The sequence below is a fragment of the Arthrobacter sp. Y3223166 genome (assembly GCF_059090935.1).
Genome location: NZ_JBNHGE010000007.1, coordinates 15380 through 36410 on the forward strand (window position 1 = coordinate 15380; position 21031 = coordinate 36410).

The 21031-nt window shown below is 69.0% G+C and carries 21 protein-coding genes; 6 read left to right on the top strand and 15 right to left on the bottom strand.

Annotation, left to right across the window (positions count from 1 at the left end; all coding sequences use genetic code 11):
• The first annotated feature begins 249 nt into the window (after positions 1-249).
• The 3 genes from AC5RUH_RS05420 to AC5RUH_RS05430 all read left to right on the top strand — a co-directional run bounded on the left by AC5RUH_RS05420 (position 250) and on the right by AC5RUH_RS05430 (position 1306).
• Complete coding sequence (locus AC5RUH_RS05420; protein WP_494002255.1) at positions 250-603, top strand: DMT family transporter; 354 nt, start codon at positions 250-252, stop codon at positions 601-603.
• A complete protein-coding gene (locus AC5RUH_RS05425) occupies positions 603-920 on the top strand; it encodes a DMT family transporter (protein ID WP_494013085.1) in 318 nt (105 codons plus the stop codon). Before AC5RUH_RS05420 ends, AC5RUH_RS05425 begins: the two co-directional genes overlap by 1 nt.
• A gap of 77 nt (positions 921-997) precedes the next feature.
• Positions 998-1306 carry a hypothetical protein gene (locus AC5RUH_RS05430; protein ID WP_494128107.1) on the top strand — a complete coding sequence of 103 codons (309 nt, stop codon included), beginning with the start codon at positions 998-1000 and terminating at the stop codon, positions 1304-1306.
• Positions 1307-1327: 21 nt separating this feature from the next.
• Here AC5RUH_RS05430 and AC5RUH_RS05435 read toward each other — a convergent pair whose 3' ends face one another.
• The gene (locus AC5RUH_RS05435; protein ID WP_494128108.1) at positions 1328-2182 is read right to left on the bottom strand and encodes a TspO-related membrane protein; all 855 of its coding nucleotides are present in this window, start codon (positions 2180-2182) and stop codon (positions 1328-1330) included.
• 26 nt (positions 2183-2208) lie between these two features.
• Positions 2209-2868, bottom strand: a complete 660-nt coding sequence (locus AC5RUH_RS05440) for a DedA family protein (protein WP_494013082.1) — start codon at positions 2866-2868, stop codon at positions 2209-2211.
• 46 nt (positions 2869-2914) lie between these two features.
• Here AC5RUH_RS05440 and AC5RUH_RS05445 point away from each other — a divergent pair, with 46 nt between their 5' ends.
• Positions 2915-3436 (top strand): O-acetyl-ADP-ribose deacetylase, encoded by a 522-nt coding sequence (locus tag AC5RUH_RS05445; protein ID WP_494002260.1) that lies wholly within the window; start codon positions 2915-2917, stop codon positions 3434-3436.
• On the opposite strand, the gene AC5RUH_RS05450 is transcribed toward AC5RUH_RS05445, so the two are convergent.
• From AC5RUH_RS05450 to AC5RUH_RS05460, 3 genes are all read right to left on the bottom strand, one after another.
• Positions 3433-4311, bottom strand: coding sequence for an FRG domain-containing protein (locus tag AC5RUH_RS05450; protein WP_494048872.1), 879 nt, complete (start codon positions 4309-4311; stop codon positions 3433-3435). The genes AC5RUH_RS05445 and AC5RUH_RS05450 overlap by 4 nt on opposite strands.
• On the bottom strand, positions 4311-5054 hold the full coding sequence (locus AC5RUH_RS05455) for an MBL fold metallo-hydrolase (protein WP_494048871.1): 744 nt from the start codon (positions 5052-5054) through the stop codon (positions 4311-4313). Before AC5RUH_RS05455 ends, AC5RUH_RS05450 begins: the two co-directional genes overlap by 1 nt.
• A 61-nt stretch (positions 5055-5115) precedes the next feature.
• Entirely contained in the window at positions 5116-5997 is an 882-nt protein-coding gene (locus AC5RUH_RS05460) for a manganese catalase (protein WP_494002263.1), read from the bottom strand.
• A gap of 278 nt (positions 5998-6275) precedes the next feature.
• On the opposite strand from AC5RUH_RS05460, the gene AC5RUH_RS05465 reads away from it, so the two are divergent.
• Positions 6276-6623 carry a hypothetical protein gene (locus AC5RUH_RS05465; RefSeq protein ID WP_494002264.1) on the top strand — a complete coding sequence of 116 codons (348 nt, stop codon included), beginning with the start codon at positions 6276-6278 and terminating at the stop codon, positions 6621-6623.
• Here the strand turns inward: AC5RUH_RS05465 and AC5RUH_RS05470 are convergent.
• Positions 6620-7663 carry an SDR family NAD(P)-dependent oxidoreductase gene (locus AC5RUH_RS05470; protein ID WP_494128109.1) on the bottom strand — a complete coding sequence of 348 codons (1044 nt, stop codon included), beginning with the start codon at positions 7661-7663 and terminating at the stop codon, positions 6620-6622. The genes AC5RUH_RS05465 and AC5RUH_RS05470 overlap by 4 nt on opposite strands.
• Positions 7664-7991: 328 nt before the next feature.
• On the opposite strand from AC5RUH_RS05470, the gene AC5RUH_RS05475 reads away from it, so the two are divergent.
• Complete coding sequence (locus tag AC5RUH_RS05475) at positions 7992-8471, top strand: DUF4383 domain-containing protein (RefSeq protein ID WP_494002266.1); 480 nt, start codon at positions 7992-7994, stop codon at positions 8469-8471.
• Between the two features lie 48 nt (positions 8472-8519).
• Here AC5RUH_RS05475 and AC5RUH_RS05480 read toward each other — a convergent pair whose 3' ends face one another.
• The 9 genes from AC5RUH_RS05480 to AC5RUH_RS05520 form a co-directional block, all read right to left on the bottom strand.
• The gene (locus tag AC5RUH_RS05480) at positions 8520-9515 is read right to left on the bottom strand and encodes an RluA family pseudouridine synthase (RefSeq protein ID WP_494002356.1); all 996 of its coding nucleotides are present in this window, start codon (positions 9513-9515) and stop codon (positions 8520-8522) included.
• 44 nt (positions 9516-9559) lie between these two features.
• The gene (locus tag AC5RUH_RS05485) at positions 9560-11512 is read right to left on the bottom strand and encodes a DUF6541 family protein (RefSeq protein WP_494002267.1); all 1953 of its coding nucleotides are present in this window, start codon (positions 11510-11512) and stop codon (positions 9560-9562) included.
• Between the two features lie 145 nt (positions 11513-11657).
• Positions 11658-12446 carry an Fpg/Nei family DNA glycosylase gene (locus AC5RUH_RS05490; RefSeq protein ID WP_494002268.1) on the bottom strand — a complete coding sequence of 263 codons (789 nt, stop codon included), beginning with the start codon at positions 12444-12446 and terminating at the stop codon, positions 11658-11660.
• Entirely contained in the window at positions 12439-17412 is a 4974-nt protein-coding gene (locus AC5RUH_RS05495) for an Lhr family helicase (protein ID WP_494002269.1), read from the bottom strand. Before AC5RUH_RS05495 ends, AC5RUH_RS05490 begins: the two co-directional genes overlap by 8 nt.
• A gap of 76 nt (positions 17413-17488) precedes the next feature.
• Positions 17489-18136, bottom strand: coding sequence for a DUF4232 domain-containing protein (locus AC5RUH_RS05500; RefSeq protein WP_494014864.1), 648 nt, complete (start codon positions 18134-18136; stop codon positions 17489-17491).
• Between the two features lie 93 nt (positions 18137-18229).
• Positions 18230-18946 carry a YcnI family copper-binding membrane protein gene (locus AC5RUH_RS05505; RefSeq protein WP_494002271.1) on the bottom strand — a complete coding sequence of 239 codons (717 nt, stop codon included), beginning with the start codon at positions 18944-18946 and terminating at the stop codon, positions 18230-18232.
• A gap of 101 nt (positions 18947-19047) precedes the next feature.
• Positions 19048-19668, bottom strand: coding sequence for a hypothetical protein (locus tag AC5RUH_RS05510; RefSeq protein WP_494101431.1), 621 nt, complete (start codon positions 19666-19668; stop codon positions 19048-19050).
• A 2-nt stretch (positions 19669-19670) separates the two neighbouring features.
• Positions 19671-20138: a 23S rRNA (pseudouridine(1915)-N(3))-methyltransferase RlmH gene (gene rlmH / locus AC5RUH_RS05515; protein ID WP_494002273.1), complete on the bottom strand. Its 468-nt coding sequence runs from the start codon at positions 20136-20138 to the stop codon at positions 19671-19673.
• A complete protein-coding gene (locus AC5RUH_RS05520; protein WP_494002274.1) occupies positions 20135-20995 on the bottom strand; it encodes a thioesterase family protein in 861 nt (286 codons plus the stop codon). Before AC5RUH_RS05520 ends, rlmH begins: the two co-directional genes overlap by 4 nt.
• Positions 20996-21031 lie beyond the last annotated feature (36 nt).

Here is a 21031-nt window from a genome sequence, read left to right on the forward strand (position 1 = left end):
TGCGCAGCGGAACCCTGATGCTGAAACCGGCCGTTGAGGGAGGCTGCTTCGGCGGCTTGCCTCAGCGGTTTCTCTTTATTTGATGTTCTGGCGGATTAGTACGTCAAGATGGCGGCGCCATAATTCCGGTTCGTCCTGCCTTTTGCCCGGGCACGGTGCGCGCCCCGCCGTCATACCGCACCCGGCGATCCGTGCTCCGGGCGTGCAATGAACCCCGTAACCTGTTGTGCTGGTGGGGGAGGTTGGTAGATGAAGAATTGGTTGCTCCTCGCGGGAGCGATTGTTTGCGAGGTGGCGGCGTCCCTGTCGTTGAAGGCTGCGTTGGATTCGCCGGGAATGTACGCGGTGGTGGTCGCCGGCTACGTCACGTCGTTTGCGCTCCTCGCCGCCGTCCTGCGTGCGGGAGTGCCCGTCGGGGTTGCCTACGGGATATGGGGTGCGCTCGGCGTCGCCCTCACGGCCGTCCTGGCGGCAGTGTTGTACCAGGAACCGTTAACGGCCTTGATGGTTGCCGGCATGGCGCTCGCCGTCGCCGGGGTGGTGCTCGTGCAATGGGGCGGGCACCGGGCTTCGTCGCGCCGGGCAGAGCGGGCGCGTACCTAATGGCCTGGGTCTTCCTCGCGGTCGCGATCGTCCTGGAGGTAGCCGCCACGCTCTCGCTGCGGGCCAGCATCGACGGGCACAAAGCCTGGCTGGTGGCCGTCGTGTCGGGCTACCTCGTAGCCTTTACCTGCCTGTCCTTCGCCCTGCGTCAGGGGCTGGGAATCGGGATTGCCTACGGCATCTGGACTGCCTGCGGCGTGGCCCTGACGGCGCTGGCCGGAAAGTTCCTCTTCGACGAACCGCTGACCAAGCTGATGGCGGCCGGAATCGTCTGCATCGCGGCCGGCGTGCTGCTGATCGAACTGGGCACGCCGTGACGCCCTCCGCCACAGGGCTGCGAACGCGCCCGGTTGACCGCGTGGGCGGGTGGCCCGGACGCAGCTAAAGTTGAGGGATGCCATCCTTCCGCGCCCAGTTGGAGATCACCGGACTGCGGCCCGGCAACCCTCCGGAAGCGGTGATGGACGCCGCAACGGCAGCTGTGGGTTCCGCCCACGTGGTGGAAGCACACCAGTTGGACGTGGTGGCCGGCGTCCCGCGGATCACCGTCCGCTTCACAGTGGACGCCAACGCTTATGCCGTTGAGAACCGCCAGGCGTTGCAGACCGGCGCCAACATGCGCCACGCGGTTGAAGAAGTCGCCGGTACCGCCGGACTGGCCGTGCTGCGGCGCTCGCGCGGCAAGTGGGCTCCGGTCCGCTAAGGAGGAGATGCGCCCTCGGGGTTAATCCAATGGCTCGCCCCGGCGGATGGCGAGGCGCTCGGCATGCCCCACCTGGAATCGGCGGGACATGCCGCACACGAGCACGAAGAACAGGCCGAAGCCGGCCGCCATCGCCACCGGCGGGGACGGTGAATCGCCCAGGAAACGGTCGTAGAGCAGCCAGCCCAAACCCCAGCAGACTGCCAGCACCACCGCCATCCGGCCGCGGCCGGTCATGGCTGCCACGGCCGCGGCAAAGGACACGGCCGCCACCGCCAGCACGGCCCAGGCCGCGGCGCCCCAGCCGAACAAGTCGGCGCCGCGACCGGTCAGCCAATCCGCGGCATGGACCGCCGCTGCGAGCAGCATCCACCCGGTGAAGAGACCGATCGGAGCATCCGCCAAGAGGGCTTCCACCGGTTCCCGGCCGGGGTGGCGGGTCAGTCCGTAGACCGCCCAGCCCAGGGATGCCAGCACCAACAGGGTAAGGGCCAGCGTCAGCCCCGCCTGTCCGGCCCGCGCTGCCACGACGCTGCCCGCGGTCAGCAGCATCGCCGCCGCGACCGGCCATCCGGTGGAGCGCTGCCGTGCCGACTCGCGCACGGCCGGCCACCACTGGAAGATCGTGTAGCCGAAGAGGCCCAGGTAAATCAGCGACCAGATCTCGGCTGCCCGGGCGTCCAGCGACAGCAGGGTCCGGTCGGGGGAGGGAAGCCCACCGCCCGCATCATGGATCGGAGTGCCGCCGAGCAGGCCCACGCTGCTGGCTCCTGCCAGCAGGCACGCGACCAAAGCGACGGTCACCGCGCACTGGCGTGCCAGGTCGGCGGCCAGCAGGGATCGAAGCCGGCGGACCGGGGGCAGCGCGGTAGCCATCAAGGGTTCCATGGAAGGCGCAGTTTTCACTCTGCTCCCAGGTCGGCGGAAGGGGATGCGGCGGGACGCGGGATGACGGCGTCGGCAGCGCCATTGGCACGCAGGTAGGCCCGCCGGCGGAAGCCGATCACGGCCGTGATCACCGAAGCCACCAGGACGCCCACCACCGTCCCGATCAGGATGTTGACCCAAAACGGGAAGGTGGACACCGTGCCCGCGACGTAGCCCAGCCCGATCATCCACGCGGCCCACAGCACCGATCCGGCGGCGGAGGCGAGCAGGAACGGCTTGAACGGCACATCCGCCAGCCCGGAGGCCGCAACCGAGGCCGTCCGGCCGCCCGGGATGAAACGGGCCGCCACCACCGCGGCGTAGGTGGAGGATTCACCCGCTTTGCTCAGGGCCAGCGTCACCCCTCGGTCGATCATCCGGCCCCAGCTGTAACGGTTAAGCCAAGCGTTGACGCCGCGCTGAAACAGCAGGAAAAGCAGGAGGTCGCCGAGCCAACTGCCCAGCACCGCGGCCAGGATAACCAGCGGCAGGATCAGTTCACCGTTGGCCAGCAGAGTGCCGCCGCCGATCACCATCACTTCCGACGGAGATGCCGGCATCGCGGCGTCGAGAATAACCAGCAGCAGCGTCATGGGGTAATACACCCACTGCAGCGGCCCCTCGGGAATCTCCATTGGCCCAATCTATCGGGAATACAGGCTCGGTGGCAGACTGGAAAAGATGGAAATCCGCATCCTTGAAGGCGACATCACCCAGCGTCAGGTGGACGCCATAGTGAACGCCGCCAATTCCAGCCTGCTCGGCGGCGGGGGAGTGGACGGGGCCATCCACGCCGCCGCGGGACCGCAACTGCTGGAAGCCTGCCGCCTGCTGCGCGCCACCGAACTGCCGGACGGGCTGCCGCCGGGCCACGCGGCGGCCACCGAGGGCTACTTCCTGCCGGCCAAGTGGGTGATCCATACCGTGGGGCCAAACCGCCGTGCCGGCCAGACCGACCCGGAGCTGCTGGCCAGTTGCTTTCGGGAATCCCTCCGCGTGGCCGACGGGTTGCGGGCCGAGACGCTGGCGTTCCCGGCGATCGGTGCCGGCGTCTACGGCTGGGATGCGGAGACGGTCGCCCGCCGCGGCATCGGCGAGGTTCTCAAGTACGACGGCGGCGGGATCCGGGTGGTCGAATTTGTCCTGTTTTCGGCGGGGCTGGCGGAGACCTTCCGCCGCGTCCACGCGGAACTGGGCGGTTAGCCCTTATCCCGGAGGCCGTAGTAGCGGCGCAGCCACAGCGAGAGACCGTCCAGGCCCGGGAAGAGCACCCGTTCGGTGACATTGGCCTGGTCAAGGTGGTCCCGGATGCGCCACTTGAGTGTCGCCGGGATGATGATCTTGCGGTAGATCCCGGGATGGCGCCCCAGCCACTCGTCCAGGCCCGCCGATGAGTCCGACATGGTGGAAAAGATCGCCGCCTGGTTCACGATCCGCTCGTCCAGCGACGGCGGTTCGAAGAACAAGGGCACGCTCCGCCCGTCCGCGTCAGTGAAACGGTCGAACTCGTCCAGGGTGAAGGCGGCACGGGAGAGAACGCCGGTGGTGAACAGGCCGCCGCCCAGTGACTCGACCGCGGCGCGCAGTTCCTCGGGCAGCGTGCGGTGGGCGGCCGCATAGTCGACGCACCAGACGGCACCGTCCTCGTCGTACCTGCTCGTGTCCCGGGTGGCGAAGTGCAGCGCCACGTAGGGCGAGTGCGACCAGTCCAGCAGCCGGGTCGGCAGGCCATGGTGCTGGGCGACGCTCAGCCAATTCCAGTCCGAGTCCCCCGGTGAGGTGTCCCGGTGGGCGTACTTGCGGAAGTTGCGTAGGATGTGCCGTTCCACATCCGTCTCCTGCTGCCCGCGCAGCCGGACCAGCCCGGTGGAAAGATCCCGGGCGGCGGAGGTGTGGCCGCGGTAGGCGACCGTCGGCCTGAACTTCCCCTGCGAGGATTGCCAGCGGCTCTCGGTCAGGGTGGCGATTAGGCCAAACAGGTCGTCGCCGTCCGGGTGGACGACGGACTCCTGCCCGCCTCCCGCGGGGGCAGGGCCGTTTTCGGCCACGCCTCGCGCGGGGTGGCCGTTTTCAGCCATCAGGACGGTCCGCGCTCGATGGCCTGCTGCACCGCCGAAGCGATGCCGCCGGCGAACGGCTCCCCGTGGCCCGGGAGGGCGATTCGTGCCTCCGTCTGCGCCAAGGCCTGGAGCGACTGGAGTGCTTGCCGAGTGTCCGCGGTGGCGGCGGCAGCTACTATGTGCGGTCCGCGGGCGCCGGTATACGGGTCGAGGGTGACCAGCGCGTCGCCGGTGATCAAGGCCCCGCGCCCTGGAAAGTGCAAGGCGCAGTGCCCGGCAGTGTGTCCGGGAGTGGGCACCACCATCGGTGCGCCGGGCAGCGTTGCGGCGGCACCGTCGTCGAGCGTCCGCAGGTCCGTGACACCCTTGACCATGAGCGCGCCGGCTGCCGTCATCCGGCTCAGGATGGGTATGCACCGGGGGTACTTGACGGGATAGATGAGGCGGTTTTTCTCGTGCTTGTACCGGTACGGATGGGCGGCGATGTAGTAGTCGCCGGGGTGGCAGTACACCGGGACGTCGAGGTCGTGCTGCAACCGGGCGGCAAACCCCACATGATCGAAATGGGCGTGCGTCAATACCAGGGCACTGATGTCGCGGGGCGAACGGCCCAGCTCCCGGATGGCTGCCACGGTCATCTTCCACATGGCCGGCAGTCCGGCGTCGACCAGCATGATCCTGTCGCCGTCCTCGACGATGTAGAGGTTCACATCGGCATGGCCGACGCGGTGGATGTTTTCGGCGACGTTGCGTTGAAACATATCTGCCTTTCGGAGTCAGGGCATCCCCGCGGCGCTGCCGGCCGCGGGGATGCGTGGCGTGCTATTCCTTGCGCAGCTTGTCCTGGACCGCCCCGGCAGTCTTCTCGACCAGGTTGGGAAGCTCCGTGGTCCCGTAAAAGCGTGCGTCCGGGTGGGTCGGCTTCGGCATCGGGGCGGCAGTGGTGGGGCCGTCGTGGTAGGTGAACTCGCCCTTGCCGTCGGGGGAAGCCCCGCTCGCCCAGGAACCTTGTGCCGCGGCAGCCCCGTCGGAGAAGTTCTGGTACTGGTAGGCCACGTCCCGGTTCTCTTTGGACAGCGGGAAGTTGCTCGGCACCGGCAGGGTTTCGGACCCCTCTTCCTGGAGTTCCCGTGCCGCGGCGATCCACTGGTTCTGGTGCATGGTGTCCCGGGCGAGCAGGAAGGAGAGCATATCGCGCACGCCGTGGTCGTCCGTCATGTGGTAGAGCCGGGCTACCTGCAGCCGGCCCTGCATCTCGGCGTTCGCGTTGGAGGTGAAGTCTGCGAGCAAGTTGCCGCTGGCGGTAATGTAGCTTCCCGACCAGGGGTTTCCGTTGCTGTCAACCGGGCGGGCGCCCGCCCCTGCGACGATGGCCTGCTGGACATCGGTTCCGCCCACCACCGCGGCGATCGTCGGATCAGATTGGACTGCTTCGTCGGTGATGCCGAGCGGGGCTTTCTCCAGCAGCTGCGCAATCATCTTGGCCAGCATCTCCACGTGGCCGAACTCCTCCGCGGCAATGCCGAAGAGCAGGTCCTTGTACTTGCCGGGGATGTGGATGTTCCACGCCTGAAAGCTGTACTGCATGGCGACCGTGATCTCGCCGTACTGACCGCCCAGGACCTCCTGAAGTTTTCGGGCGTAGACGGCGTCCGGCTGGTTTGGTTCGGCTTTGTATTGGAGCTCTTGTTTATGGAAGAACATCTGCGGCAACCTCCGCGAAAATGGGCTCGCCGTCGCTACTGCCAACTCATCTGTCCGGGCTGGCCACGTGCGGGCCGGATGCCTTCCACGCTAGGCACGCTGAATTTAATAAGCAACCTTAGTGACCGGCAGCGGGGTGCCCGGACTTCGATTGAAGCCAGTCCTTCGGCAGCAGGCGGGTCAGGGCGGCGAAGCGTGGATTTTCGTAGTCCCCTGCGGCACAATTGCCGCAGGCACACCGCCCAGATCCACTCCGACGACGGCGAGAGGTGTTCCGTATGCGCCAGGCAGGTTTGGCCGTCGCCCACGGCGTGTTCAACGTGGCCTTCGGGGTGTGGCCGCTGCTGCACTACCGCAGCTTCGAAGCGGTGACCGGGCCGAAAGCGGAGCCTTGGCTGGTCAAGACTGTCGGCGGCCTGATGATTGCGGCGGGCCATGCGCAGATCAGGGGCGCCGGGACTTCCGACGGCACAGCCGCTGCCCGGCGGATCGGCATGGGGGCGGCTGCCACCTTTGCGGCCGTCGACATCCTCACCGCGGTGCCCGGACGGATCAGTAGGATCTATCTTCTCGACGCCGTGGTCGAGGCCTGCTGGCTGGTCGCCTGGGCGCGGCGCCCGGTCTAAGGGCGTCGCCGCTTGCGGGTTCCGCGGAGCCCGGCGCGCGGGTGCCGCCGCTTCCGCGTCCTTCGGTAACCGGCCACCGCCAGGCCTGCCAGTCCGCCGGCCATCACACGGGCGCGTCCCGAACGCCAGTTCCCGCTGACTTTGTTCGACGGCGGATCCGGGGCGAAAACAGTCCCCGCCGATGGCGCGACGCCCTGTCCCCGAAGTGCCAGGGTGTCCATGAGCGGCCCCGATACGCGGTCGTGCAGGCCCGGGAACCAGCGCTGGAACGGAATGAATCCGTGCTGGAGCCGGCCCACCACCACCTGGCGGCGGGGCTTTGAGGCCATCCGGGCGATGACACTGGCCACCCGGTACGGGCTGACGACCGGAGGGAGGGGGTGGATGCTGCGGCCGGTGTAGTTGGCCGCGTGCTGGAAGATCGGAGTGTCGACGGTGGCGGGCAGGACGGTGCAAACGTGGATGTCCTTCTCGTCGAGCAGTTCCTGTCGCAGCGCGTTGGCCAGCCCCAGCAGCCCGGCATTGCCGGCCACATACGCGGACACGTAGGGCGTGCTGATCTTGGAGTAGACCGAGCCGACGAGGATCAGGACTCCACGCCGCTGCCGTCGGAATTGCGGCAGCACGGCCCGAATGCTGTCGGCCTGGCTTAGCAGGTTCGTCTCGACTATCTTCCGGAACACGTCGGCCGGTGTTTGTTCGAACGTGCCGTAGCCATAAACGGACGCAGCCCCGATCCACACGTCGATCCGCCCGAACCGGTCCAGCGCAGCTTGAACCAGCCTCTCGGAGCCGCCCTCATCCGTGATGTCGGTGGGCACCGCGATGGCCTGTGCCCCCAGCCTTGAGCACTCGGTTGCCGCCTCGTCGAGGCTGGAGGCGCTGCGCGCCGCCAGCACCAGGGCAGCTCCGCGCTTGGCAAGGATCCGGGCTGTCGCCCTGCCGATTCCGCTGGAGGCTCCGGTGATCACGGTGACCGGGCCGGTGGTCTGATCGGTGGACCGGCCGGTTGCCCGGCTACGGGGTGATTGCTCTGCCAATGCTTCTCCTCGCCTGGCCCTCTGGCGGACGTGGCATCAGCGTAGACCGCTACCCCGGGCCTGGCTAGGCGGCGGAGGGGGCAACCACGGCCGCCGGGCTTTCCAGCACTCTGCCGGGCCGGGACCGCCGGCCGGCAGGAGTTGCCGCACCTGGCTATATCCGCAGCATAGGCAGCGGATTATCCGCAGGAAAGGCAGCCGAATTCGGCTGAGACTGGCTGCGGGGGCTTAACTAGTAAGCAAGCTTATTGTAGAGTGTTTTGATCAGGGTCCATATCGAACGGCGTCGGGGCACGCACCTGCCAAGGCGTCAGAGGGGAAGATCGCCATGGCAAGAGAAGGCAACGTCCAGGCCCGAAGCACCGGACGGACCCCGCTCCAGACGGCGGCAATGGTCTTCGGTGCCGTTTTTCTGTTGATCGGGCTCTTGGGCTTCATTCCGGGAATCACCTCAAACTATGACCAGATGTCATTCGCGGGACACCAGTCCGAAGCCATGCTGATGGGCGTGTTCCAAGTTTCGATTCTGCACAACATCGTCCACCTCCTGTACGGCGTGGCAGCATTCGCGCTCGCGAGGACTGTGTCCGGTGCCCGGAACTTCATGATCTGGGGCGGCGCGGTCTATCTGGTCCTCTGGCTGTACGGCCTGTTTATTGACCAGCAGAGCGCAGCCAACTTCGTGCCGCTGAACACCGCAGACAACTGGCTGCATTTCGTCCTGGGCGTGGTCATGATCGCCCTGGGCCTGCTGCTCGACCGCCGGCGGGACACCAGCGCGCGCGGAACCGCTGCCGGCCGGGCCTGAAGCGGCCGAATCCCGTAGTAGTCCGCCAGGCCCGAATCCCGTAGTCCGCTAGGCCTGCCGGGCAGGGGCGAACGCGCCGCCGGCAGCAATTGCTCCGGCGGCGCTATCTGCTGCCCCTCCGCGTCGTGCTGCCCATTCGGCTGGCGCTGCCCATTCGGACAGTTCCAGTTGGCTGCGGTATTCCACCGGTCGTCCGCTGATCGGGTCGGTGAAGGAGATGCCGCGGGCCAGTAATTGCAGGGGACGCTCGAAGTCGTCAGGAGCCTGGTCCAGCAGCACCGGGTAGAACGGGTCGTGCAGGATCCCGATGCCCAGTGACGCCAGGTGCACGCGCAGCTGGTGGGTCTTCCCGGTATGCGGTTCCAGTTTGTAGCGGCCCAGCCGTCCGCGCTGTTCCAGCAACTCGATCCGGGTCTCCGCGTTGGGCTCTCCCTCGACGACCTCGGCCAGCAGGTAGGTGCGGGACTTGACCATGCGGTTCCGCACCGTGTGCGGGAACTGCAGCCGCGGATCCACCGGTGCGATGGCCTCATATTCCTTCTGCACCAAGCGTTTCTCGAAGAGCACCTGGTACTTGCCGCGGGTGGCGGGATTAGTGGAGAAGAGCAGCACTCCGGCGGTGAGGCGGTCCAGCCGGTGCATGGGAATCAGATCCGGGATATCCAGTTGACGGCGCAGCCGGACCAGCGCCGACTCCTGGATGAAGGTGCCGCCGGGGGTGGTCGGAAGGAAATGGGGCTTGTCCACCACCAGGATGTTCGCGTTCTGGTGGAGAATGCTGATCTCCACGGGCAGCCGCTTCTCCCGCGGCAAGGTCCGGTAGTACCAAATGAACGTGTGGGCATCCAGCGGGGTGGTCCGGTCCAGCACGGCTCCGCCTTCGCCGACGATCTCGCCGCGGTCGAAGCGGTCCCTGATACCGTCGGGATCCACATGGCCCCACCGGTGCAGCATGTAGTCCAGCGCCGTTTCCCACGGTCCCTCCCCGGGGAGGCGCAGGCGGGTGGCGTTGACGCCGTCACGCACCGGTAGCGGGGATTCCATCACCCATCAAGGGTACCGGGTGGCACCACACGCAACCGCAATGCTCAGGGACAGCCGGTGACCCGGTAGAGTTTTGCTTCGCCTTCGGAGTCCACCAGCTCGAACCCGTTGGCCTCGGTCAGCTCCTGCAGGCCCGGCACCGAGGTCCTCTCGCCGGGGTGCACCGAGTGGTCTCCGAAGTCGAGCACGAACTGCACGTTCTGGGCCTCGACGGCGGCGCACACCGCCGGATCCGTCTTCATCTGATCCAGCTTGTCCATGATGAGCTTGCCGTCCACCCGCGGCGACGTAACTCCCGACGGGACCAGCGCGGGACGCCCGGTGTAGGCGTAGGACAGCGAGGCGCCGGTGAGCGGGTTGCCGGCGATGACCGCGTCTTCCGGTACGTGGGCGGGAATCCGCTTGATCAACGCGAGCTCGTCCGCGGTGAGCAGGTGGGAGCTGTCCGTGAACCGGTACTTGGCGGCGGCCTCGGAAATGCCCCGCTGCACGGCAAACAGCGGCACCACTGCCAAACTGGCGACCACCAGCAGGCCTGTGGCGGCCGGCCGGAACCACGACGGCTGCTTCTTCTCGCGACGAACCAGCGTGGCCCGGAAGAAGGAGCGCGCCGTCCCGGCCAGTGCGACGCCGCCGATGGCTGCGATCAGCAGTCCGGCCACCGGAAGCATGGCGCTGATGCGGAAGAAGTCGTTGTACCAGATACCGGTCACCCACCAGCGCAGGCCCGGCATCTGGTGCCAGTTGCCGATCACGTAGAGGGCAGCCGCGATAGCGTACATTGCCAGCGCGAAGCGGTTTTTGCGGAGATTGAAGACGACCGCGGCGCCCACGATCGTCAGGACGGTCGCGAGGATGGAGATGGGGCGCTCGAGCGGCGAATGCAGCACCACGTCGGCCAGGGCCTCGGCGGCACTGCCCAGGTTGTCCCAGTTGGTGCTGCTGCTGCGGGCGGGCCGGAGCGTCATCCAGAGCGCGGCCAGCACCACCAGATAGGCGACGGTGCCCGCCAGGGCGCGCCGCCGTCGTCGTTGTTCTCCGGAGCGCAGCGCCGGGTGGGCGGCCGCGAAGACCGGCGGCACCGAGAGCGCCAGCAGTCCCATGATGGTGGCGGGATGGGACAACGCCATGCCCGGCAACAGTCCAACCAGCAGCAGCACGTTGCCTTCCGTTGACACACGCGTGTGCACGCCCACCCGGAGCAGTTGCAGCACCACCCCCAGCGCGGCCGGAAGCATGGCGATGGAGAGCATGAACGGATAGACGACGCCGAACTCCAGCAGCAGGTAGGGGAAGCTGCTGTAGGCGAGCGAGAGCACCGCGGCGACCAGCAGCGGCATGGTGCGTTCACCGGTGATCCGGCTGACCAGGAACAGGCAGCCGCTGCTCCAGATTCCGGTGATCAGCACCAGGTTGGTGATGTTGATGGCGGCCGCGGGCTGCAGCCCCGCGGTGATCATCACGAGGGAGACCACGTCGTGCCAACCCGCCGGGTAGAAGGTACCCCGGTCCGTGGTGCCCAGATAGCCCAGCGTCAGCGAGGAGGCGTTGCCCGAGTCGGAGATGTAGCGCAGCGCGTTGAGGTGGAAGATGTTGTCGTGCGACTGCGCGATGTTGTCCGGGGCGCCGAAGATCCAGAGCATGGCGGCCGCCAGCGGCACGGCCGACACCGCCCAGGCCAGCACGACCGACCGCCAGGGGGCCGGCCGGTCCGGGGTTTCGGGATCGCGGTGCAGGCGGTGGCCAACGCTGCGGCGGAGCAGCCAGAGCAGGACGGCCACGACCACGGTCACGGCCAGAAGTTGCGGCCAGGCCCAATCCAGCCCGACCAGGCGGCCAAGCTCGGCGGCGACCACGATGGCGGTGACGCCGAACGGGCCGGCCAGTGCGACCAGGGACAACCGGCGCAGGCCGAGCACTGCACCCCAGAGCAGGCCGGGTCCGAAGACGAGGACGATGGCCAACAGCGCGGCCGGAATCGTCTGCAGCCAGCTCATGGGCCCCCTTCGTCGGTCATCGTCACCATATTACGGTTTGTGCCGCCCGGCCGCCGTCGGAGCAGGCCACGGGGGCCTGTGGCAGGCGGAGGGCGGCCCCCTGCACCGGGGGCGGAGGGGGTGTGTCGGGCGAACGCCCCGCGCGTCAGGGAGCCAGCGGTTGGCAGTGCGGGCAGAAGTAGACGTCGCGCTGGTCGGCGTCGGTATTGCCTTGCTGGTCGTGGACAACCGGGGTGCCGCAGCGGCCGCACGGCCGGCCGGCCCGCCCGTAGACCCAGAACGATTCGCGGCGGGCGGGCGACGCGGTGGTGCTGCGGCTGCCGCGATCCTTGTTGACCTCCAGCAGTTGCTTGGACTTCAACACCATGGCAGGGAGATCCGGCACCTGGCCCACCGGGGTGGACGGGTGCACCCGGGCAATGAAACAGACCTCGCAGCGGTAGACGTTGCCGATCCCGGCGAGGTTGCGCTGGTCCAGCAGGGCCAGCCCGATCGGGCGGTCCGGTTCCTGCCGCAGCCGCCGCAGCGCCTCCGCCTCGTCCCAGTCCGGCCCAAGCAGGTCGGGACCGAGATGCCCCACCAGCGTGTCTTCCTTGGTCCGCGGCACCACGTCCAGCGCGGCCAGCGCGAAGCCAACCGCCGTCGTCGCGCCGGTGGAGAGGATGAGGCGGGCCTGGAAGGCGGGTTTGCGCCAGCGCTCGCCGGGTTGGTAGATCTGCCAGCTGCCGTCCATGCCCAGATGCGAGTGCACCGTCAGCGGGCCGATCCGCATCAGCAGGTGCTTGCCGCGGGAGCGGACTTCGTCCACGGTCTGCCCGGACAGGTCCAGCGTGGCATAGCGCGGCACGCGGAAGTCGCTGCCGGTGAGCTCTTGCCCGGCCAGCGCCGCATGCAAGCGCCGGGCGGCACGCCAGATGGTGTCCCCTTCAGGCACGGAACCTCAATCCCCGTGGGGTGGAATAGAAGCCGGCATCCATCAGCGCATGGGCCAGCGGCGTGTCCAGGATGCCGGCCCCATTGACCTTTTCCACGGCCATCTTGTCCGCGGCACCGCGACGGATCACCTGCACCAGGGCCCGGGCACACAACGCCAGCGCCTCCTCGTCCTCGGTGAAGGCCAGCAGCGTCTTGCCGCCACGTTCCGCGTAGAGGGCAAGCTCTCCGTCCACCAGGACCACCAGCGCGCCCGCCTTGCGGCCGGGCCGGTGGCCGGAGTCCTGCGGGGGCCAGGGCAGGGCGGCCCCATAGGGGTTGGCCGGATCGGTCGCAGCTAGGGCCACGGCCGACGGCGCCTGCTCACCCAGCTGCGCATCGCGGCTGAAGGAGCGCAGCCGGTCAACGGTGGGGGAGACCGCGAACTGGGCCGCCCCGAGGTGTTCGATGAAGTAACCGCGGCGGCAGCGGCCGGTTTCCTCCAGTTTGCCCAGCACCTTGTACATCAGCCCGAACCCGCCCGGGATCGACTCGGCGGCCACCGAGCCGCGGGTGACCACGCCGTAGCGGTCCAACAGCAGTTCGGCGGTGGCATGTGCGCGCACGGTGGGGTCGGTCTCCGGCGCCGGCAGCAGCGACCAGCGCCCCGCGACGGTCGGTGGCGAGGTGCGCGGCTGGCCGGGACCCCTGCCGGTACCCGCCCCGGCGCCGCCGGGTTGCAGGCCGGTCCCGTGCAGTCCGGGCAGGCGTCCGAGCCGGCCCAGCCGCGCCGAGCGTGCCCGCGGCGGTGCGTTGCGCTGCCGGTGCGAGGTGGTCCCGCCGGCCAGCAGCGAACGCACCGGGGCGAACGTGTCGTTGGTGATCCGCCCGGCCCACAGCAGGTCCCACAGCGCGCTGGCGACGGCGTTGTCCCCCGGTTGGGTGCCGCTGGCCGCGAGCAGGTCGGTGAGCTGTCGGAAGAAGTAGGCGCCGCCGTAGCCCCCGGTCCCGGAGAGCGCGTTGAGCAGTTCGTATTGCAGCACGCTGGGTTCGAAATCGGGCTGGGGATTCAGCGTCAGGTGCGCGGCGTCGGCCAGATGCAGGCTGATCCAGCCGTCGTTGCCGGGCATCGACCCGGCGCCGGAGATCAGGATTTCGCCCGTGGCGGTCAGCTCGTCCAGCATGGCTGGGGCGTAGTCGCTCACGCGGGACGCCAGGATGAGGGGTTCCCACGCCGACGCCGGGATGGGTACCCCGGACAGTTGGTCCACCACCGTGACTACGCCGTCCAGGCCGCGTAGCTTCGCCCCGACGTTCTGCCAGGTCGGCAGGAACCGGCCATAGGTGGCAGGATCCACCGGTTCGACTTCCTTGCGCAGGGCGGCCAACGACCGGCGGCGGATCTTGCGCAGCACCTCGACGTCGCACCATTCGGTCTGGCGCTGATCCGTCGGGGCCGGAGAAGCCACGTCGGCCGTGCCGTGGGTTCCGCCCTCCTCAGCTGGCGATGCGCCGCCGGGCCGGAACTCGCCTTCGACCACGCGGCCGTCCTTGAGCAACCGTTGTAGCGCGGTGTGCACCACGGCGGTGCCCAGGCCCAGCCGCCTGGCACATTCGGCGGCGGTGAACGGGCCATGAGTGCGGGCGAAGCGGCTGACCAGGTCGCCGAGCGGGTCGGCCACCGGCTCGATGAACGCCAGCGGCACGCCCACGGGCAGCGGCACGCCGAGGGCATCGCGCAGCCGGGCCGCGTCTTCCACCGCCGCCCAGCGTTCGCCGCCGGCGACGCCCACCTTCAGGGCGCGGTTGGCCCTCGCCAGCTCGGCGACCAAGGGTTCGACGTCGGCAATCCCGACGGGCGCGGAGCCGGCGGGAACGGGTCCGTCGACCGAGGCATCCGTCGGCCCATCCGCCGGTCCGTCCATCGGCGCATTCACGGGTCCGCTCGCCGGTTCGGCGGGCCGGACGCGGGCTGCGATCTCCGCCGTCGTCAGCGGTCCCAGCAGCCGCAGCAAGTCGGCGATGCCCTCCGCGCCCCGCACCTTGCGGTCCTCGGTCAGCCGCTGCAGCTCCTGCTCGGTTTGGGCGATGATCCCTTCGTCCAGCAACTCACGCAGTTCGGCCCGGCCGAGCAGGTCGTTGAGCAGGCCCGGGTCCAGCGACAGGGCCGCGGCCCGGCGCTCGGCCAGCGGGGAGTCGCCTTCGTACAGGAAGCTGGCCACGTAGCCGAAGAGCAGCGAGCGGGCGAACGGCGACGGCTGCTGGGTGGTGGTTTCCACCAGGCGCAACTCCCGGCGCTCGATCCCGGCGGCAATCTCCTTGAGCGCGGGCAGGTCGTAGACGTCCTGGAGGCATTCGCGCACCGTCTCGAGGATGATCGGGAACGTCGGGTACTTGCGCGCCACATCCAGCAGCTGGGCGGAGCGTTGGCGCTGCTGCCAGAGCGGGCTGCGCTTGCCCGGATTCTTGCGCGGCAGGAGCAGGGCGCGGGCGGCGCATTCGCGGAAGCGGGAGGCGAAGAGCGCGGAACCGCCCACCTCCGCGGTGACGATCTGGTCCAGTTCCTCGGGGTCGAAGAGGAACAATTCGGCGCCGGGCGGCTCTTCTTCCATCATGGGCACGCGCAGCACGATTCCGTCGTCGGCGGCCATGGCGGAACCGTCCAGCCCGTACCTCTGATGCAGCCGGGCGCCGACCGCCAGCGCCCAGGGCGCGTGGACGGGCATGCCGAACGGGCTGTGCAGCACCACACGCCAGTCGCCGAGCTCGTCGTGGAAGCGCTCCACCACCAGGGTGCGGTCGCTGGGAACATCGTTGGTGGCCTGCTGCTGCTCGGCCAGGTAGGCCAGCAGGTTCCCCGCTGCCCAATCGTCCAGCCCGGCGGCGGCCAGCCGCTCGCGTGCCGGCTCCTCGGCCGTGCCGGACACTTCCCGGACGAAGCGGCCCAGCGCCCGCCCGAGCTCCACCGGCCTGCCCAGTGAATCGCCCTTCCAGAACGGCAGCTTGCCCGGCTGCCCGAAAGCGGGGGAGACGAGGACGCAGTCGTGGGTGATGTCTTCGATCCGCCAGCTGGTGGCGCCCAGCGCGAAGACGTCGCCCACGCGGGATTCGTAGACCATTTCTTCGTCCAGCTCGCCCACCCGGCGGCCGCCGCTGTTCTTCGCGTCCTCGGAGCCCACCAGGTAGACGCCGAACAGTCCGCGGTCCGGGATGGTTCCGCCGGAGGTCACGGCCAGCCGCTGCGCGCCGGGCCGGCCGGTGATGGTCCCGGCGACCCGGTCCCAAACGATCCGCGGGCGCAGTTCAGCGAATTCGTCGCTGGGGTAGCGCCCGGCCAGCAGGTCCAGGGTGGCCTCGTAGGCGGAACGCGGCAGCGTGGCGAAGGGCGCGGACCTGCGCACGACGTCGAACCATTCCTCCACGTCGACGGCGCCGAGGGCGGTGGCGGCCACGGTCTGCTGGGCGAGGATGTCCAGGGGATTGGCGGGGATATACAGGGGCTCGATGCGGCCGGCAAGCATCCGCTCGACGGTCACCGTGGTATTGACCAGGTCCTGGCGATGCTTGGGAAACAGCACGCCGTGGGAGACCTCGCCGACCTGGTGCCCGGCACGTCCTACCCGCTGCAGGCCGCTGGCCACGGACTGCGGGGATTCCACCTGCACCACCAGGTCCACGGCACCCATGTCGATGCCCAGCTCCAGGCTCGAGGTCGCGACCACGCAGCGCAGACGTCCGGACTTCAGGTCGTCCTCGATCTGCGCGCGCGCCTCCTTGCTGACCGAGCCGTGGTGGGCTCGGGCGAGGACGGCATCCGCGCCGGAGGCCGAACCGGCCTGGGCCATGATCTGGGCCGGCGGCTTGGTCTGCGTGCGGGAACCGGAACCGGAAGCTGAACCCGAACCGGAACCGGAACCCGAGCCGGGCCCCGGACCGGGAGCGTTCTCGGCAGCGTCGTCATGGGCGGCGGCGGTGCCCCAGACGTCCTCGCCGGACAGCGGGAGGGACTCGCGTTCGGTCCAGATTTCGTTGAACCGGGCGGTGAGCCTCTCCGCCAACCGGCGCGAGTTGGCGAAGACGATGGTGGACCGGTTTTCGGCGATCAAGTCCACGATCTTCTCTTCGACGTGCGGCCAGATGGACGCGGGCTGCGCGCCGGCGCCCAGTTCCTCCTGGCTGGGCGAGGCCAGCGCGGTCATGTCCTCCACCGGCACCGTGACCGTCAGGTCCCATGACTTCCGGGCGGGAGGGGCGACAATCTCCACCGGGGAATTGCCGCCCAGGAACCGGGCCACGGTATCCAGCGGCTCGACGGTCGCGGAGAGGCCGATCCGCTGGGCGGGCCGCTGCAGCAGGGCGTCCAGCCGTTCCAGGGTGACAGCCAGGTGGGCGCCGCGTTTGGTCCCGGCCACGGCGTGGACTTCATCGATGATCACGGTGTCCACCGACGCCAGGGTTTCCCGCGCCCTGGAGGTCAGCATCAGGAACAACGATTCCGGCGTGGTGATCAGGATGTCCGGCGGGTGGGTGAGCAACCGGCGCCGTTCATTGGGCGGGGTGTCACCGGAACGGACGCCGACGGTGATGGACGGGGCGGGCAGGTCAAGCCGTTTGGCGGTCTGGGTGATGCCGATCAGCGGCGCGCGCAGGTTCCGCTCCACGTCCACACCCAGCGCCTTGAGCGGCGAGATGTACAGCACCCGGGTGCCGCCGGACTCCTCGCGGGCGGCGCGTCCCCGTTTGGGCGCCGCTTCCGGCACAGCGGCGGGAGGTTCGGCCTGCGTCTGTGCCCGGGAGATGAACGTGTCCAGCGCCCAGAGGAAGGCCGCCAGGGTCTTGCCGGAACCCGTGGGCGCCACCACCAGGGCATGGGAGCCGGCGGAAATGGCGTTCCACGCACCGGCCTGTGCGTTGGTGGGCGCGGCGAAGGCGCCGGCGAACCACTCGCGGGTGGCCGGGCTGAAGCGTTCGAGCACAGACGTCGTCATACCGATGTCTTGAGCCTAGCGGCCGGCACCGACGCTGTGCAGTTCCCGGTGTGCAGTCCGGGGAGCGGGCGGGCGGCTACGGGGCCTGGAAGGTGCCCACGGTCATCAGCACCACGGAGGAGTCCGAGCAGCCGACCGTCTCCTGCTTCGCGACGAGCGATTCCTTTTGGTTCGGCGGGTAGACCCTGACCCCCGCCACATCCGTGAGTCCGCATTCCTCGCCGTAGTTCTGCGCGTTGGTCTGCTGCAGCTGCGCCTCGGCGGTTCCGCCCGGCTCCAGCGTGACGGCCGCCGTCGCTGCCGCCGGGTCCCGTTCGGCCGGCGCGCCCACCTGTGTGCCGTCGGCGTCGACGTAGGAGACGCCGGGGTACCCCTGGAGCGTGCAGGACCCGGTGCCGGTGTTCGTCAGTACCAGCGTGCGGTAGACGCTGCCGGCGGCCCCGGCGCCGGGTTTGGTTTGAATGGCCGCTTCCAACTGGTCGGCGCGGCAGGAACCGTCGGCGGCGCCGCCGCCGGCCTCCGGGGACGCGGTGGCGCTTCCCGCGTTTCCGGTTGCCGGGGCAGGCGCAGGGGACGACGACGGCGCGCTGGCCGCGGGGGCGGAAGACGCAGCGGCGGTGCCGGGTTCCTGAGCCGGTTGCCCGCATCCGGCCAGCAGGAGGGCGGATCCAACGAACAGGGCCGCGGCGGCCGGGCGCGCCCGGAAACGATTCATCATGGTCATATTAAACACCCTCGCCAGCCGCCCTCCGGCTTGGGATTCCAGCCGGCGGACGGCCGCCTTCAGGCGGTCCGCCCGCCGGGAGCAGCTTGTGGGTCAGGGCCTCTTGCGGGTGCGGACCAGCGCGGTCACGCCGGCGGCCAGGCCCAGCACGCCGGCCCCGAGCCCGGTCCAGCCTGCCACCGTCGCCGCGCCGTTGCCCGCTGCCCCGGCCGCCCCGGCATCCGGAGCCGCGCCGCCGTCGTCGTGCCCTCCGTGGCTGTTGGCGGATGCTTCGCCGATCACGAACGACGGAGCCGGGGAGTCCAGCTCGTGGGGATCTTGGCCCTCCGCGGGCAGCTCGGCCCAGTCGATTTCGCCCTTCTCACAGGTCTGCAGCGTGGGGAAGGCCAGGCTCTCGCCGGGGACGTCGGGCAGCAGCACCTGGAGCTGCAGCGCGTCGCGCAGCCCGTCGGCCACCGGTTCCTTGGCCGTGTAAACAATCTGGCTGACCCGCTCGGTGATGGTGGCCCCGCTGTCCAAAGTTATGGGGGCATCGATGGTTTCGGTCACCTTCTCAACGTCCCAGTTGGGGTGCACGGTGGGCGTGGCGTCGGCCAGCTGCTCGGGCAGCGAGATAGCAATCTTCGTGGTCGGTGAACCCTCACATCCATGGGAGAAGGAGAACGTCAGCACGGAGCTGCTGCCGGCGGCGTCGTCCTCGGGGGTGACGCCCACGTGGGCGGAGGCTGCTCCGGCGCCAACAGCCAACAGGCCAGCCGTGGCTCCGACGGCCAGTAAAGAGCGAAGGGTAGTGCGGTGAATGGTAGTCACAGAATGCCTTTCGGGAGGCGCTGGGCCGCGGTCCGCGTAGCAAGGCCATAGCGGCCCGTCGCGGCGCAGGGCCGGGGAATCGATGATGTTTAGGACTTGGGTTAGGTCCGGTTTTGGAAGCTCGCCGGCACCGGCGGTCCCCGCAGCGGCACGAGTGTGACCAGGTACTGGGTTAGGAGAGGCAACGGATCTTGCTTGGCGGCAAGGGTGACGCCGGCGGGCGGCAGCGCCGTCACGGTCGACTGGCGGACCAGCGGACGCAGCCAAGCGGCCAGGCTCCACAGCGCAGCCTCGCCGCGCGCCAACATGAGCGCGGTCAGTGCTGTGGCCAGCACATGGGCGGCGAGCATGGCAGGCGAACTCCCGGCGTGGGATGTGGCCGCGCAGTCGAGTGCCACGGCAGTGGATCCGGCGTGGCCCGCATGGCCCACGTGTACGGCGTGTCCGTCGGAGTATGGGTCCGGCGCGCAGCGGACGGTTGCGAGAAGTTCAAAGGCTTGGTGCAGTGCGAGCTGTCCGACGGCCAGTACCGCAAGGATCGTCACCAGTTGGAGTTTCCGCCCGGCCAGGATCATCACCGGCAACCATGTCAGCGCGCCCAGCGCCAGGACGACGGCGGCGGGTGGCAGGGTTCCTCCGGCCGCAGTGTGCGCGCCGGCGGCTACGCTGAAGACAGCGGCGGCGACTGCCGCGGACCGCCCGAATCGCAGCGCGCTACCCAAGATCATTCATGGTGGTAGGGACGCCCGCCGGCGATCTCCTGGGCGCGGTAGAGCTGCTCCATGAGGATCAGCCGGACCAGCTGGTGCGGGAAGACCAATTTGGAAAGGGACCAGACGAAGTCGGCCCGCTGGTGGATCGAGTCGTCCACCCCGTACGCCCCGCCGATGATCAAGGTGACGTTGCGGGAGCTGTCCAGCGGCTGCTGGAGGGTGCGCGCGAGGGTGGGCGAATCGATGTTCTTGCCGCGTTCGTCCAGCAGCACCACGAAGTCGTTGGCGTACTTGCCGCTGAGTTTGGCCAGCAGGGTTTCGGATTCTTCCTTGCGCGCGGCGTCATGCTCGCGGGAGGAATGGGGGATCGGCTGCCAGCTGACGTCGAAGGGCTTCTTCATCCGCTTCTCGTAGCGGTCGATTCCTTCCGCCACCCACGACTCGTGTTTGCGGCCTATGGTCAGGATGCGCAGGGTCATCCGGCTGATCCGGAAAATTTGCGGACGGTCAGGATCTGGGCGGCGCGGCCCACCGGACCCTGTTCGTCGAACAGTTCGGTGTCCGTCAGGCCGACGCCGTCGTCGCCGAAGCTCACGCGGGTGTCCAAACCCGTCCACTCGCCCTGCGGCTGGCGGAACAGGTGGATGGTCAGGTCAAGGTTGGGGAACATGTACTCGCGCGGATCCTGCCGCACCGCGATGCCGTTGGCGGTGTCCACGATGCTGACGAAGCGGGCCAGCGGGTGGCTGTCCTCGCCCTGAACCAACGGGTGCAGGGTGCGCGCCCAGACGGTCCGGTTGCCGGGACCGAGGTCCGCCGCGGTGCGGAACTCCGTGGACCGGATGAAGCCGCCGTCCCAGACGCTGGTCATGGGCGCCGGGGGGCAGCCGGCGGGTCCGGGAAGGGGCCGGCTGAAGGTGCCGGCGACGGCAGCGGTATCACCGGTGAGCAGGCGCCAGGCCTGGGCGCGGATGGCCGTGCGGCCTTGCGCGGTGAAAGTGGCCTCCAAGAGCTCAATTGTCTTGCCCGGCCGCAGGACCCGGGTCTGGACCTCGAACTCGCCGCCGTGGATGATGCCCAGGATCTCGAAATTGATCCGGCTCATCACCATCTCGGGGCGGGGATGGTTGCGCAGCAGCTCGTGCACGATTAGGCCGGAAGCCGGTGCCATGTGCTGTTCGTGGTCGTTCCAGGCTCCTTGGGAATGCAGCGTGGATTGGAAGCGTCTGCCGTCCAGGCGCACGTAGTAAGCATCCGGAACTGCACCTCCATCGGCGCCGAGGTGCTCGGTAGCGGCAATGCCGGCGGTGGCCGCGGTGGCGGTGGAATCAACCATGCCCCCACTCTAGCCAAAGCGCGCGGCAGCCCCGCC